This is a genomic window from Flavobacterium terrae (genome assembly GCF_900142035.1).
GTDB classification, from domain to species: domain Bacteria; phylum Bacteroidota; class Bacteroidia; order Flavobacteriales; family Flavobacteriaceae; genus Flavobacterium; species Flavobacterium terrae.
Genome location: NZ_FQZI01000002.1, coordinates 138,731 through 152,952 on the forward strand (window position 1 = coordinate 138,731; position 14,222 = coordinate 152,952).

The following is a 14,222-nucleotide window of genomic DNA, read 5'->3' on the forward strand; positions in this document are numbered from 1 at the left end:
TTTTTTATTATTTATTGCAACTTTCTAAAGTTTGTTTTGCTCTATCTAATCCCCAATTTGGATGAAAAGTAGTTTCAGGCTTAAAATTAGCAAAAAGTTCGATTGATTTTTCTACTTGAGCACAGATTGGTTTTGTATCAGCTCCTGACCATTTGGCTCCGCCTAATTCAAATTCTGCCTTACAAAAAACTACCCTAGGATTATTTGGAGCGATAGCTAGGGCTTTATAATATTGCTCCATAGTTTTTCCTGAATATTTCATTCCGTTTGTCATTGGATCTTCAACAATCCATGCCGTGTAAATCATAGCTTGCATTACCATCAACTCTGGGTTATTTGGACTTTGTAAAAAAGCTTCATCTGTAGCTTTTTGAGCTTTTTCCAATAAAACTGAAACTTTTTCTTTGTTTTCTGGTTTGAAAGCATCAACTGTGTTTACCATTGCCACATAATAATTTGGTAACCAATTTGTTTTTTCAACAGATGCAATTCTTTCAAATAATGCGGTAGCTTCTGTAGATTTTCCTTCTTTCCACATTCCAAGAGCTTGCCCCATTCCTTGTTCGTATTTTGATTGTCCAAAAATTGCCGAACTAATTAATAATACTGATAAAGTGATAATTCGTAACATAGTTTTAAAAATTTTGTTTGTTAGTAATTTTAATTTGTTAATTGATGATTGAAACCTTTGTTTTAATTTCTGATTCAAAATTACTTCTGTGATTCTTCCTATAAAATTTATACTTACCGAACTGTAGTTTTTTGAGGATGAATTGTAACTCTGTAAATAATATCTATTTATTTCTCTATAAAAAGAGCATAAAAAAACCCGAAGCTGTTAACTTCAGGTTTGATTTTTAATTTTTATAAAACATTATTTTTCAACAGCAAATTTGATATTACTTACTTGATTATCATTATTTACTTTTAAGAAATAAACTCCTTTTGTCAAAGAGCTAACATTAAGGTCAAACTCATTTGAATTTATTTTTTGAGATGGAATTACAACTTGACCAATTGCATTATAGACCTCTAAATTTGCATTAACTCCAAGGGATTTTAATCTAACGTTTAAATTTGTACTTGCTGGATTAGGAAAAATATTTAACCTCTCTCCAATTCCATCAACAGAATCCACTCCTAAAGCACATGAACCCGTAAGATTTAGTTCGATACCCATTTGACCTAAGTTTGCCGTTAAAAGCGTTGGAGCTCCACCTACAAGTGCGGTGGTATAATATGAAGTACTTAAATAAGTGTTAGTATAAGTACCTATTGGATAATAAGCTGTAGCATTTGCAGTTTGAGCTAACCCAAAATATACTAATTGATTTGCTGAAACTGCAACAGAAGGACTAAAATTGAATGTCTTCATTGTACTTAAATCGCCATTAGCAATAGTTAAAGTGTTAGTACTAGTTGCTATAATTGTACCTGAACTATTCAAAATGACTCCATATACATTTCTACCAACAGATGCTGTATTATTAGAAATAAAAACATTAACACCAGTAACTGTGGTAGCTACCGATTCTTGAAAAGGCGTGCATAGAATTCCAGAACCAGTACCAAATCCAACTGCACCAGTATAACTTATTGGGTTCTGAGATGCTCCAAAAGTATTACAGGTCACTAAATTGTTAAAGGTAGCAGAATTGTTAGTATTAACTTGATCAGCAGGCACAGTCACACTTAATGTATTTGCTCCCAAAGCTGTAGGTGTCCAAGCATTAAAATTCACCGTTTGAGTTGCTCCAGCTGCCAATGTAGCGACCATTTTAGTATCCGAATAAGTATTACTACCAGTCATATTAGCACTAACAGATATATTATTTAAAGTTGTATTACTTTTATTTCTTACGATAGCGCTTATTGCAACAGGTAAACCTAAAACATTAGCTACATTCCCCAAAGTATTAATACTTTCAACAGAGACATCATTAGTATTTGTATTAGGGAATCCAAAACGCATAACAGGTCTAAAACTTGTTGAAGCTAAAGTCGCAGGAGCAGAAGTAGCACTAGCTGCTGAAACACAACCTCCAGTTAATCCTGAAGAATTGGCAGCATAAGTAGCTGCTGTAGTTGCAAAAGGACCAGTTGTTGAAAAATCATAAGCCACATAAACAGAACCTCCTGTGTAAGTTAATGGTGTACCTAAAGTTACATCAATATTTGTAGCACTTGCAGGTATAGTAATCGGTCCTGAATAAACTTGTGTCATACCAGTAATGATTGTACTCCAATTTGTACCTAAAGTAAAAGAAGTATCTGTACTATTCTTCATGTAAATGGTTATTGTTCCTGTTACTGCTATATTAGCACCAGCTGTCGTGACAAATCCAAATGAATTCAACGAAGTACTTACTGGTATAGAAGTAAGTTCAGAAGCTAAAACAAGTGATGAACCCCTCATAAATGAATGCCCACTAGTCCCATTTGGAGCACGTTGCTGTGTTGTAGAATTATCAAATACAGGTGCCAAGGTAATATTTGTCACCTGTGCTGAGACAAAACCAGCATTGAGTAATAAAAAGACAAAAATTAAAGTAATTTTTTTCATAGAATAGTTTTTTAGTTTCTACCAAAATAACCATTTTTAACTACAAAAAAAAGTTTTTGAATTTATATCACAACTTCATTAAAAAACTTTACAAATTATCTAACTGGTTCGTTTTCTTGTCATTACTAATGGTCCAAAAGAATCCTACAAAGAAAAATCTGTCGGCAGTAGGTGTAATTGCTCTTCTATTATAAATACCGTTTACATCAGGAGTATTTGCATATTCATAACCAAATATATTTTGTGTTCCCAATACATTTGAAATCGAGAAATACAATATTTTTTGTTGTGTTACTAGATAGGCCCAGTTAAAACTTAAATTATTATACGTTTTCGTTTTTCCATTCATAAAGGCACTTTCATTTGGATTGTTATATGGTCTACCAGAATTGAAAGTATGCGAAAAACCTACTTGAGATTTCCATTCTTCAATAAAATATTTAGTCACTAATGAGGCGTTGTGTGTAGCCACAAAACTTGGTGTTACTTGAGATGAATAGTTTTTATAATTTCTTTCAGTATCGATGTAAGAATATGACAGCCAATATTCTAGATATTTAATTGATTTTCCATCTCTCCAAAAAACATCTAATCCTTTTGCGTAACCAATTCCATCGTTATTAAAGTTTGAGTTAAACATTGGCATTGCGCTATTATATTTAACCAAATTGTCATAATCTTTATAATAAAGTTCAGTTCTTAAAGTTCTTTTGTTTTTAGCATATTGATAATTTAAAATATAATGTGACGCTCTTTCGTTTTGCAAAGACTGATTGTATTTTAAATAGTTTTGATTTGGTGCTTGATCAAACATTCCATAAGCAAAAGAGAACTGACTTCCATCGCTAACTTTATACGCTAAAGATGCTCTTGGAGAAATTGATGTTTCATTAAGCAAATTATCATTCGCTAAACGTACACCTACTTTTGCAGCAAACTCCTTAGAGAAGAAGATGTCAGCTTCAGCATATGTTGCTACAATATTTTGGTTGTAATTAACTTTTGCATTCACATTAAAACTTTCGTCAAATTTTGTGATAAAATAATCGGCCCCAAATGACAATTTTACACGATCTGAAAAACTCTTTTTCAATTTTATTTTTAGATGAGATGCATGTTCATTATTTTCTATTTGGTCGGAGTTTAATGAAGTATCTGTACCTCCATAACCATAACTTAGTCCAGTTGTTAACTGCCAATTACTTCCAAATTTACCTTTATACGATGAATTAAAATAAAAATTATTGTTTTTAAGATTTACACGAGTTGGAACTATTGTATTAATAGATTCTTGATTTACATCAAAACGAGAAGCATCAAAAGTCGCATACATTTTAAACATCCCAGAATTGAACTTATAACGATAAACTGTTTCTCCCGAAAGCGATTGAAAAGCTCTATTCCAACTCACATTTTGAGGAGCAACAGCTTGGTATGGAGCCAAATCTATATAAGCTGTGTTTACACTTACAGAGCTTTTCTCCCATTTTTTGGTATGTCCTAAACCTAATCCAACTGTCATTAGTGAAATATCGGTTTGTTCTTGCGTTGGTTCTTCAATGGTGTTTAACTGTAAAATACTAGAAAGTGCACCTCCATACTCAGCTGAATAACCACCTGTTGAAAATGAAATTCCGCTAAACAAGAATGGTGAAAAACGTCCTCTTGTTGGCAAATTATTGGTAGAAGCTCCATAAGGTTGTGAAACTCGTAAACCATCAACATACGTTTGAGCTTCATCTGCTTCACCTCCACGAACAAACAATCTTCCACTCTCTCCTACTGTTTGAGTTCCTGGTAAAGTTTGCAAAGCACCTACAATATCCCCTGCAGAACCAGCCGTTGTCACAATGTCAAGAGGTTTTAATACCGAAACTCTTGCTTTATCCCCAGCCTCAAGAGTTCCAGCCGTTATCACAACTGCATCTAAAACATTTACACTTGGGCGCATTTTTAGAATTAATCCTTGAGATTTTTCAATTTCTATAGGTAGTTTTAAATCATCAAAAGCTAGAAATGTAGCTACTAAAATTTGTGAACCTTTTTCATTAGTAGTGAACACAAACTCTCCATTTGAATTTGTCATTATACCATCGTATGTACCTTCGATATATATATTAACTCCTTCGAGTGGTTTGTTTTTGTTATCGAATACTTTTCCAGAAACTGTTGTTTGAGAAAAGCTAAGAGCCGAAAATAAAGTTAGAATAATTGTGGTTGCAGTTTTCATGGCTTTGTTTATTTGATGAAGCAAAATTGCAATCTCAATCACAAAAATTAAATTAATAATTACCGAATTGTAGAATTTTGATACCGAATTGTAGCTTTTAGGATATATATAATTCAAAATAGATAGAAGACATTTAATATCTTTGAATAAAATCAATCAGATGAAAAAAATATTAATCTTACTATTTACAATTAGCAGCATAACAATTGCTGCTGCTCAAGAAAAACTTGAACCTTATGACGAAAAATTAGCTAAAGAATTAGGAGCGGATGAATATGGAATGAAAAGCTATGTTTTTTGTATTTTAAAAACTGGAAGCAATACTACTTCAACTGTAGAAGAGAAAAAGAAATACTTTGAAGGGCATATGGAAAATATAAATCGTCTAGCAAAAGAAGGTAAATTAGTTGTTGCAGGGCCATTCATGAAAAATGACAGGAATTATAGAGGTATTTTTATTTTTAATTGTAAAACTGTTGAAGAAGCTCAAAAATTAGTCGAAACAGATCCAGCAGTTCAGGCAAAAATATTTGAAGCAGAATTAACTCCTTGGTATAGTAGCGCTGCATTAATGCAAGTTTCTAGCAATCATGAGAAACTTGCTAAAACAAAGCTTTAGTATGAATATTGAAGAGTTACAACAAATCTGTAAATCATTACCGCATGTTACTGAAGATATAAAATGGGGAAATGACTTGTGCTTTTGTATAGCAGCCAAAATGTTTTGTGTTGTGGGATTAAATCAATCCCCAACATCAGCTTCTTTTAAAGTTTTAGATGAAGAATTTGAAGTACTTTCTACCAGAAAAGGGTTTATTCCTGCTCCCTATGTAGCTCGTTACAAATGGGTTTTGGTCGAAGACATCAACAGACTTTCAACACGCGAATGGAAACATTATGTTACACAATCGTATAACCTGATAAAAGATAAATTACCCGCAAAAATTAAGAAAGAACTTAGCCAAATTTAGTTTTAAGCTAATTATTTTCAATTTTTAACTTTTTTTAAAATACTTTTTGAGGTTGAGTACCTACTTTTGTAAAACTTACATTGGTAGAATCAATTATGATGAACAAAACAACTCAACTCAGAAAAGATCATAAAAAAATTACTTTACAAAAACTGATTATAGCTTCGGTATTAATTGGATTTTCAGCAGCTTTTTTGGCGGTTTCTTTAAAAAAATTGACTGAACATTACGAAGAAATATTATTTCATAAAGCAAATGCCAATTGGCTATTATTTTTAATCTTTCCTTTTTTCGGATTGTCAATAATATATTTTTTGCGTGAGTATCTCTTCAAAAAGAAAGAGAACAAAGGTATTAAGGAAATTTTTGAAAGTACAGGTTCTCCAACCAAAAGACTTCCTGGATATAAAATCCCATCTCACTTTTTTAACGGATTACTGACTGTAATTTTTGGAGGTTCAACCGGAATAGAAGTTTCTACAGTAGTAGCTTCAGCTGCTATTGGATCAGTTGCTCAAAAAAAAGAAAATGTTTTTAAACGCCATAAAACAGAATTGGTCTGCGCAGGAATTGCAGCAGGAATTACAGCTTTATTTAATAGTCCAATTGCAGGTATATTATTTTCTTTTGAAGTAATTTCAAGAAAAATATCACGTTTTTACTTAATTACAATAGCTATCGCAGTGTCTGTTTCTTATGGGTTTATTCTACTCCTTGATGAAAAACCACTGTTTGAAGTAGCAATAACAACTTGGTATCTAAAAGCATTTCCCTATTTTATATTATTAGGATTATTAGCAGGTGTAAACTCGGTTTATCTTACTAAATGCGTCATCTACATAAAATCAAAATTTGCAGAAATAGAAAAACATACTACTAAAATTATCATTGGTTCATTAATTATTAGTTTTTCACTTCTATTATTACCTCAATTGTATGGTGAAGGATATCATGCTGTAAAAGAGATTTTTTTTAATGCTGAAAACATAACATTGACCTATTCCTTTGGTCTAACTGTATTAGGCATTTTACTTTTAAAGCCAATTATCACATCAGTAACATTAGCTTCTGGAGGAGACGGTGGTGTATTTGCTCCAAGTATGTTTTTAGGTGCTTTCTTAGGGTTATTATTAGCAGTAATTTTAAATACGTTTTTTAAAGCTGATGTTATTCCCATCAATTTTATGGTCATAGGTATGGCCGCAACGCTTAGCGCTAGTATACATGCTCCTTTTACTGCTTTATTTTTGATATGCGGATTAATTAATGACTATACACTTTTTGTTCCAATTTTAGTTGTTTGCTTGATATCTAAAACTACTGCACAATTAATTTATCCTTATACTGTTTACTCTTATCAACCTAAAAATTAGTTAATGCCCACAAAACATATTAAAAAAGGTTATCAAAAGACAAAATACATTCTTTACAAAGAAACTTTAGTTGATTTTCAAGAACATTTTTGGGCCTTTACAGGTGCTTTCATTGGTATGGGTATTATTGCTTATTTACAATATAATGCTTTTCCAAAAGAAGATTTTGTATTTCTTATTGGTTCCTTCGGAGCTTCTTGTGTTTTGGTTTATGGAGTAATTCAAAGTCCATTGGCACAGCCAAGAAATTTAATTGGTGGCCATGTCATATCTGCAATTGTAGGGGTTACAATGGCTAAAATTTTCCCTGACACTATTTGGTTAGCTTCTTCGCTAGCAGTGGCAGCAGCCATTGTTTTAATGCAAATAACAAAAACATTACATCCACCAGGTGGTGCCACAGCTTTAATAGCAGTAACAGGATCCCCAGCTATTTTAAAATTAGGTTATTGGTATGTTTTAACACCCGTATTATCAGGAGCTATAATACTACTATTAGTTGCTCTTATCTTTAATAACATGACAAGTAATAGACAATATCCAACTAACAAAAAGTTTACAAAATTTAAAAAAAGAATTAGCAATCGTATAAGTTTAAACAAAAAGAATATTCATTAATATTTATAATCTAAAGATGCTGAAAATTAACAAAATACATCACATAGCTATAATTTGTTCAGATTACGAAAAATCAAAACATTTTTATACTCAGATTTTAGGTTTGAATATAATTCAAGAGGTGTATAGAACCGAAAGACAATCTTATAAACTGGATTTAGCAATTGACGATAATTATGTAATCGAGTTGTTTTCTTTCCCTAATCCTCCAAAAAGAATTTCCAGACCAGAAGCAAGTGGATTAAGACACTTAGCTTTTGAAGTAAACAATGTAGAGGAAGCTAGAAATTATTTACTTTCGCATTCAATAGAATCAGAAACAATAAGAGTTGATGAGTTTACCAATAAGGAGTTCTTTTTTATTGCTGACCCTGATAATTTACCAATCGAATTTTACCAAAAATAAAATGAAAAAATTATTTTTTACAATTACTATTCTGTGTAGCCTAGCATCACAAAGTCAAAGTTTTAATGACCGATTTAAAATTTTAATGCAATTAGGTTCAGATGCTAAATCAATGGATAATCTATTTAAGGAGTGGAAACAAAAAGAACCTTCAAATCCTGATTTATATATTGGCGGATTTAATTTTTATTACCAAGAAGCAACTAAAGAAATACTTAGCTTATCTCCATCACCTACAAGCAATCCTCAACTTGAATTAAAAGATTCAACAAACAATACTGCCGCTTACTTAGGAGGTCAGAAAACTCAAAACGATTCTTTATTCAATATTTCTCAAAACTTTTTAGTTGAAGGACTTAAAAAAAATCCAAAAAGATTAGATATGAGATTTGGCAAAATATATGCCCTGGGAACATTCAATAGATTTAATGATTTTACCAGAGATTTACTTGAGACTTTAGAATACTCAAAAAAAATAAATCACAAGTGGTTATGGTCAAATAATGAACCTGTAAAAGATGAAATTAATTTTCTAAAAGCTGCTGTTCAAGATTATCAAAATACATTGTATAAAAATAAAGAAGACGGGAACATGCTTGAAATAGCAGAAAAAATGAATACTATTTTCCCTAATGATGCTATTATTTTATGTACTCTTGGGTCAACTTATTTAATGGACAATAAGCTTGAAAAAGCATTGCCTATATTTGAAAAGGCTTATAGTTTAAAACCAGACGATAACATAATTATCAATAATCTTGCGTTATCCTATTTTAATTCAAAAGATTATAAAAAAGCAAAACGCTTGTTTACTATTTTACTTGAAAAAGGAGATGAAAATCAAAAAACACTTGCTAAAGAGAAACTTAAACTCATAGAGTAAATGTTATTAACAAAACCAAAAACAGAAAAATAAAATCTAAAATTATAATTAACTTTGCCCTTTCAATAATACAATCTTATGATTTACAAATTTAGAGTCATATTAGACGCAGAGGAGGATATTTTTAGAGATATCGCCATAGATGAAAATGATACTTTAGAGGATTTACACAATTCGATAGTAAATTCTTTTGATTTTGACGGCATGGAAATGGCTGCGTTTTATACTTGTGATGACAAATGGAATCAAGATGAAGAAATTCCTCTATTTGACACAGGTGACAATCCAGGCGAAGGACTAACAATGGCTGACTACCTTCTTTCAAGTACATTTGATAAAGAAAATACAAAAATGATTTATGTATATGATTTTTTCAATATGTGGACATTCTTTGTTGAACTTGCTGCCATTGAAGAAGCAGAAGCTGGTGTTAGTTACCCTGACTTATTATTTTCTCATGGTATTATGCCAGTGACAGCTCCAGACAAAGAATTTGCTTCCGAAAAAGATGATTTTGGAAACGAATTTGAAGACGATTATGATGAAGAAGACTTCGACATGTTTGAAGGAGATGATTCTTTCGAAGATTATGGATTCGAAGATAATTGGAACTAAAAAAATAAAAAATTATTCTAGAACCAAGATTTAAGATTATTCTTTTTTCTTGGTTCTTTTATCTAAAACAATATCAAAAATGATAAATCTTTTTAACACACATATTGATAATCTTTCAATTCACAGAGTTGGAAATAAAAGCCGAAATGAAGCTATTTTTATTTCTGAGCAACCTTACGGATTAAATGATGAGATAATGCCTTTACTAAAAGAGTTTTTCTTTAAACCTTTTAGAAGTGGTGAAGAAAACTACTATCAATTTGCACATGATGTTGATTTAGAATACAACGAAATGTACAACTTGGCTTCAGAGATTTTCAACAATCCAAGTAATGTACATGAAGTTTCTAAAAAAATTACAAAACATTTATTTGAGCAGTCAAACCATCCACATATTAAAAATGGTGAAGTATACGTAGCTTACTTAACAAATGTAAGCATAGATAATAAAACTGTTGATGCAATAGGTGTTTTTAAAAGTGAAATTAAATCTGATTTCCTTCAATTTGAAGAGAAAGAAACTAACCTTGAAATGATTTTGCAACAAGGAATCAATTTGCAAAAACTAGATAAAGGCTGTTTAATTTTTAACTACAAAAAAGAAGAAGGTTACAAAATCCTAACCGTAGATAGCAATCGATACGATGCTCGTTATTGGTTAGAGCATTTCCTTTCGGTTGATGCATTTCAGGATGAAAACTTCATGACTAAAAAATATTTAAAATTTTGTCAGGATTTTGCTAAAGATGTTGTTTTACCAGCCGAAGATAAAAAAGAAGAAGTTTTATTCATGAATCGCGCGGTAAATCACTTTGCTAAAAATGATAATTTTGAAGAAACTAATTTCTTAAACGAAGTAATTGACAATCCTGACTTAATATCGGAATTTAAAAATTACAAAGTAGATAAAGGTGAAAAATATAGTATTGAAGATTTAACAACATTCCCAATTGCTAATGCTGCAGTTACAGATGCTCGCCGAAAAATGAAAAATGTTATTGAACTTGATACAAATATTCAAATTAAACTAGACTTTGTTAATCCAGAAAGTGCCGAGAAGTTTGTAGAAAAAGGCTGGGACGAAGAAAAACAAATGTACTATTACTTGGTATATTTCAACAAAGAACAAAAAAGTTAATTCTATTTCCTAATTAATCTTAATAATCTAATCCTCAACACTTAACGTTGAGGATTTTTTTTTAATAATTTGTATTTATTTAAAGAATTTTCTTATATTTGATTCATTAAAGTGTATTTTATCGATTTTATTATACACTTTGTCGAAATTTGTATACTTTTACATAACTAAGCTGTAATACACTAATTATGAGCAAGATAAACATAAAAGAAAATTGGTTTACTAAAAAAGTTTTCTGTCAACTTTTTGGTCATAAATTAGTAACAACTAGAAAAGTAACAAATCATTTTAGTGAATATAAATGTGTTCACTGCCAGTTGGAGCTCACAAACGATATTAAAGGAAGTAAAACATTTTTAACTCCTGAATTGAGAGAAATAAATGAAACTTTATTTCAATTTTACAAAAGAAAGCACCAACACCAACATTTATCAACTTAGTATTATATTCTGTTCAAAATACCTATTTGCCCCACAAATACCTCAAATCAAAAATCCCCTTTCTCATACCAAGAAAGGGGATTTTATTTAAAATAGTATGAAACTTATTTTTCGACAATTATAAAATCTGATCTACGATTAACAAAATGTTCATCTTCAGAACACTTTACTCCGTTTTTACACTTATTTCTTAATCTTGTTTCACCAAAACCAACTGCGCTTTCAATTCTATCAGATGAAATTCCTTTTGATAGAATATAGGTTTGTGTTGATTTTGCTCTATTGTCTGACAATTTTAAATTATAAAGATCTTTACCTCTTGAGTCGGTATGTGATTCTATTCTAATTTTAACTTTAGGGAAAGTCATCATTACATAAACAACTTTATCTAGTTCTACAGCAGCTTGTGGTGTAATATCCCATTTATCATAATTAAAGAATATTGGGTTTATATCGATTTTCTCGTTTCCGTTATCTTTTACAACAAAATCTTCAAGATTTGCTAAATCGAAATCTAAATTTACAATCTCACCATTCTTGTCTCCTAGAGTTATTTCCTTCTCTTGACTGGTATGATTAGACTTTGATGCAATTACTTTATAAAAGCCTTTACAAGGTACTTTCATTTCAAATTGTCCCATAGCATTTGTGATAGTTTCAAACTTTAAATCATTAAAAGAGTCATAAAATTTTATTGATGCCCCTTCAATTGCATTTTTATTTTTAGAATTCAAAACTTTACCCATAACTGTTTGAAAGCACTCTGGATCTTTCTTTCTGAAAAAATAAATATCATCATCACCTTTACCTCCTCCTCTATTAGAGGATAAATAACCATATTTAGATTCTAAATCAATAATAAAAGAAAAATCATCTTTGTTAGAATTTATTGGTTCTCCTAAATTTTTAGGGTCAGAGAACTTTTTGCCTATGTACTTACTTTCAAAAACATCTAATCCTCCGTATCCATAATGACCCTCAGATGAAAAATACAATACGCCATTACTATAAAAAGGGAACATTTCTCTACCAATAGTATTAATTTTTGGGCCCAAATTTATTGGCGAATTCATTGACCCATCAGGAAATACCTCAGCCATGTAAATATCTGTTTCCCCATAACCTCCTGGCATGTCAGAAACAAAGAAAAATAATTTTCCATCAGGACTAAGTGAAGGATGACCAACACTATAATCAACGCTATTAAAAAAAACACCTTCTGATTTTGATATTACATCATCATTTAAACTTGCTTTAATGATTTGAAAGTTATTATTTCCCTTTCTATCATTTTTAAGTTTATTTCTTTTAAGTGTATTGGTTGTATAATAAAATGTCTTTAAATCGTTAGAAAATGTTATTGTTGCATCATGATATTTTGATGCTAATTCATTTAAAAATGGCTGCTCATTTATAAGACTTCCATTCGTTAAATTTCTATCTGCAACAAACATTGATAAAAAAGGCTGCTGATTCCATGAATAAATTTTCTTATTTATATCTCCAACTGATTTTGTAGATGAATAAACTAGTTTATTCCCATAAAAAGCAGCACCAAAATCTGAATTTGAGGTATTAATATCTAGATTGGTTACTTGATAAGCAGATTCTTTTGTTGCTAAACTATCAAGAATTTTTTGATGGTGCATGAACCGTTTAGCCTCAGTATTATCATTTTTCTTTCTTAAAAATTCTTTCGAAATTGTATTCGCTTTATCATAATCCCTTACACCTCTTAAAGATTGGGTATATCTTAAAACATACAAATCTGTTAAACCTTGACCTTGCAAATCATATAATTTTTGATACCATGTTAAAGCATTTCTAGTATCGTTAATAAAATAATAAGAATCTGCAATGTTCATTATAGTTTCTATTGACAAATCTGAATTACTCTGAGCATATTCCTCATAAAGTTTAACCGCATCAACGTATGCCATTTCATCAAATAATTTATCTGCTGATTTTAATTTTTGTTGTCCATGAAATTTGGTTACAAAAAAAATAAGGCTTAATATAATTAGTTTTCTCATGGTGCAAATGTTTAAAAGAATCTTGGTGATTTAATAGTCGTCGATCTTTGAGAAGGCTGGTAGCGAAGTATAATTTCATGAGAACCATTATTATACTTATTTAGTCTTGTCAATGTATAGTCGAAAGAATATCCTAAGAAAAAGTCTTTCAAAAATTGAATTCCAACCAGAGCACTTACTGAATCATCCCATCTATAGGATGCTCCTAAAGTAACTTTTTCATTGAGTAAAAAGTTGGCCGAAGCATCAGTTGACAGCGGTGCCCCATCTACAGCTTTTACTAAAACTGATGGCTTAAATTTTACTTCTTTGGATAAATCAAAAACATAGCCTCCTATTAAATAATAGTGTAATTTATCAGAAACTACAGATTCTTTTATATCATCATAATAGTCTGATCTTAAAAAATTTGGAACTGACAAACCTACATACCATTTATCAGAATACAAATATGCTCCAGACCCTAGAACACCCATGAACTTATTATCAACATTACTATTTAGCAGAATATCGCTACTATCATAAAATCTTCCTTTAGTCCAATCTACATTTAGCATTCTTGCTCCTGCCTTCATACCTAAAGCAAATTTAGTTTCTCCACCTAAACTTATTGAATAAGAAACATTAGCTGCAACAGTCTGTTCGCTTGATGGACCAAGTTTATCATTGATAAAGTTTAAACCTAAACCTATATTCTTATTACTTAGGGGTGTATGAATACCAAAAGTCCCTGTATTAGGTGCGCCATTAAGTCCTACCCATTGTGATCTAAATAATAAATTTGCTTCAAACACACCAACTGAACCTGTATATCCTGGATTCACCATCATGGTATTGTACATATACTGAGTATATTCTGGGTTTTGTTGAGCATTAATTTTTAGAATCAAAAATGTGCTAAACAAAAAGCTATATAATATTTTATTTTTTCTCATACGCATTGTTTTAATTA

General features: G+C 30.7%; 14 protein-coding genes. 9 read left to right on the forward strand and 5 right to left on the reverse strand.

Features of this window, described 5'->3' with window-relative positions; all coding sequences use genetic code 11:
• Nucleotides 1-7: 7 nt before the first annotated feature.
• From BUC09_RS04930 to BUC09_RS04940, 3 genes are all read right to left on the reverse strand, one after another.
• Nucleotides 8-631: a hypothetical protein gene (locus BUC09_RS04930; RefSeq protein WP_073310372.1), complete on the reverse strand. Its 624-nt coding sequence runs from the start codon at nt 629-631 to the stop codon at nt 8-10.
• 243 nt (nt 632-874) lie between these two features.
• Complete coding sequence (locus BUC09_RS04935) at nt 875-2,563, reverse strand: T9SS type A sorting domain-containing protein (RefSeq protein WP_073309277.1); 1,689 nt, start codon at nt 2,561-2,563, stop codon at nt 875-877.
• 88 nt (nt 2,564-2,651) lie between these two features.
• The gene (locus tag BUC09_RS04940; protein ID WP_073309279.1) at nt 2,652-4,793 is read right to left on the reverse strand and encodes a TonB-dependent receptor; all 2,142 of its coding nucleotides are present in this window, start codon (nt 4,791-4,793) and stop codon (nt 2,652-2,654) included.
• Nucleotides 4,794-4,953: 160 nt separating this feature from the next.
• Here BUC09_RS04940 and BUC09_RS04945 point away from each other — a divergent pair, with 160 nt between their 5' ends.
• The 9 genes from BUC09_RS04945 (at nt 4,954) to BUC09_RS04985 (ending at nt 11,237) form a co-directional block, all read left to right on the forward strand.
• Nucleotides 4,954-5,412, forward strand: a complete 459-nt coding sequence (locus BUC09_RS04945; RefSeq protein WP_073309281.1) for a YciI family protein — start codon at nt 4,954-4,956, stop codon at nt 5,410-5,412.
• A 1-nt stretch (nt 5,413) separates the two neighbouring features.
• Complete coding sequence (locus BUC09_RS04950; protein ID WP_073309283.1) at nt 5,414-5,764, forward strand: MmcQ/YjbR family DNA-binding protein; 351 nt, start codon at nt 5,414-5,416, stop codon at nt 5,762-5,764.
• A gap of 95 nt (nt 5,765-5,859) precedes the next feature.
• The gene (locus tag BUC09_RS04955; RefSeq protein ID WP_317041193.1) at nt 5,860-7,137 is read left to right on the forward strand and encodes a chloride channel protein; all 1,278 of its coding nucleotides are present in this window, start codon (nt 5,860-5,862) and stop codon (nt 7,135-7,137) included.
• Nucleotides 7,138-7,140: 3 nt separating this feature from the next.
• Complete coding sequence (locus BUC09_RS04960; RefSeq protein WP_073309286.1) at nt 7,141-7,755, forward strand: HPP family protein; 615 nt, start codon at nt 7,141-7,143, stop codon at nt 7,753-7,755.
• A 16-nt stretch (nt 7,756-7,771) separates the two neighbouring features.
• The gene (gene gloA2, locus BUC09_RS04965; protein ID WP_073309288.1) at nt 7,772-8,161 is read left to right on the forward strand and encodes an SMU1112c/YaeR family gloxylase I-like metalloprotein; all 390 of its coding nucleotides are present in this window, start codon (nt 7,772-7,774) and stop codon (nt 8,159-8,161) included.
• Nucleotide 8,162: 1 nt separating this feature from the next.
• A complete protein-coding gene (locus BUC09_RS04970) occupies nt 8,163-9,044 on the forward strand; it encodes a tetratricopeptide repeat protein (RefSeq protein WP_073309290.1) in 882 nt (293 codons plus the stop codon).
• 78 nt (nt 9,045-9,122) lie between these two features.
• Nucleotides 9,123-9,659, forward strand: coding sequence for an IS1096 element passenger TnpR family protein (locus BUC09_RS04975; protein ID WP_073309291.1), 537 nt, complete (start codon nt 9,123-9,125; stop codon nt 9,657-9,659).
• A 79-nt stretch (nt 9,660-9,738) separates the two neighbouring features.
• On the forward strand, nt 9,739-10,797 hold the full coding sequence (locus tag BUC09_RS04980) for a nucleoid-associated protein (protein WP_073309293.1): 1,059 nt from the start codon (nt 9,739-9,741) through the stop codon (nt 10,795-10,797).
• Nucleotides 10,798-10,985: 188 nt separating this feature from the next.
• Complete coding sequence (locus BUC09_RS04985; protein WP_073309295.1) at nt 10,986-11,237, forward strand: hypothetical protein; 252 nt, start codon at nt 10,986-10,988, stop codon at nt 11,235-11,237.
• A 104-nt stretch (nt 11,238-11,341) separates the two neighbouring features.
• Here the strand turns inward: BUC09_RS04985 and BUC09_RS04990 are convergent, their stop codons facing one another.
• Nucleotides 11,342-13,270 carry an OmpA family protein gene (locus BUC09_RS04990; protein WP_073309296.1) on the reverse strand — a complete coding sequence of 643 codons (1,929 nt, stop codon included), beginning with the start codon at nt 13,268-13,270 and terminating at the stop codon, nt 11,342-11,344.
• A gap of 11 nt (nt 13,271-13,281) precedes the next feature.
• Complete coding sequence (locus BUC09_RS04995; protein ID WP_234972523.1) at nt 13,282-14,205, reverse strand: PorP/SprF family type IX secretion system membrane protein; 924 nt, start codon at nt 14,203-14,205, stop codon at nt 13,282-13,284.
• Nucleotides 14,206-14,222: the final 17 nt, after the last annotated feature.

What these genes read in the sequence shown, in the direction of transcription:
- BUC09_RS04960 (WP_073309286.1), top strand. Translation starts at nt 7,141, where the DNA reads ATGCCCACAAAACATATTAAAAAAGGTTATCAAAAGACAAAATACATT.
- BUC09_RS04930 (WP_073310372.1), bottom strand. Translation starts at nt 631, where the DNA reads ATGTTACGAATTATCACTTTATCAGTATTATTAATTAGTTCGGCAATT.
- BUC09_RS04955 (WP_317041193.1), top strand. Translation starts at nt 5,860, where the DNA reads ATGATGAACAAAACAACTCAACTCAGAAAAGATCATAAAAAAATTACT.
- BUC09_RS04935 (WP_073309277.1), bottom strand. Translation starts at nt 2,563, where the DNA reads ATGAAAAAAATTACTTTAATTTTTGTCTTTTTATTACTCAATGCTGGT.
- BUC09_RS04975 (WP_073309291.1), top strand. Translation starts at nt 9,123, where the DNA reads ATGATTTACAAATTTAGAGTCATATTAGACGCAGAGGAGGATATTTTT.
- BUC09_RS04995 (WP_234972523.1), bottom strand. Translation starts at nt 14,205, where the DNA reads ATGAGAAAAAATAAAATATTATATAGCTTTTTGTTTAGCACATTTTTG.
- BUC09_RS04990 (WP_073309296.1), bottom strand. Translation starts at nt 13,270, where the DNA reads ATGAGAAAACTAATTATATTAAGCCTTATTTTTTTTGTAACCAAATTT.
- BUC09_RS04970 (WP_073309290.1), top strand. Translation starts at nt 8,163, where the DNA reads ATGAAAAAATTATTTTTTACAATTACTATTCTGTGTAGCCTAGCATCA.
- BUC09_RS04985 (WP_073309295.1), top strand. Translation starts at nt 10,986, where the DNA reads ATGAGCAAGATAAACATAAAAGAAAATTGGTTTACTAAAAAAGTTTTC.
- BUC09_RS04945 (WP_073309281.1), top strand. Translation starts at nt 4,954, where the DNA reads ATGAAAAAAATATTAATCTTACTATTTACAATTAGCAGCATAACAATT.
- BUC09_RS04980 (WP_073309293.1), top strand. Translation starts at nt 9,739, where the DNA reads ATGATAAATCTTTTTAACACACATATTGATAATCTTTCAATTCACAGA.
- gloA2 (WP_073309288.1), top strand. Translation starts at nt 7,772, where the DNA reads ATGCTGAAAATTAACAAAATACATCACATAGCTATAATTTGTTCAGAT.
- BUC09_RS04940 (WP_073309279.1), bottom strand. Translation starts at nt 4,793, where the DNA reads ATGAAAACTGCAACCACAATTATTCTAACTTTATTTTCGGCTCTTAGC.
- BUC09_RS04950 (WP_073309283.1), top strand. Translation starts at nt 5,414, where the DNA reads ATGAATATTGAAGAGTTACAACAAATCTGTAAATCATTACCGCATGTT.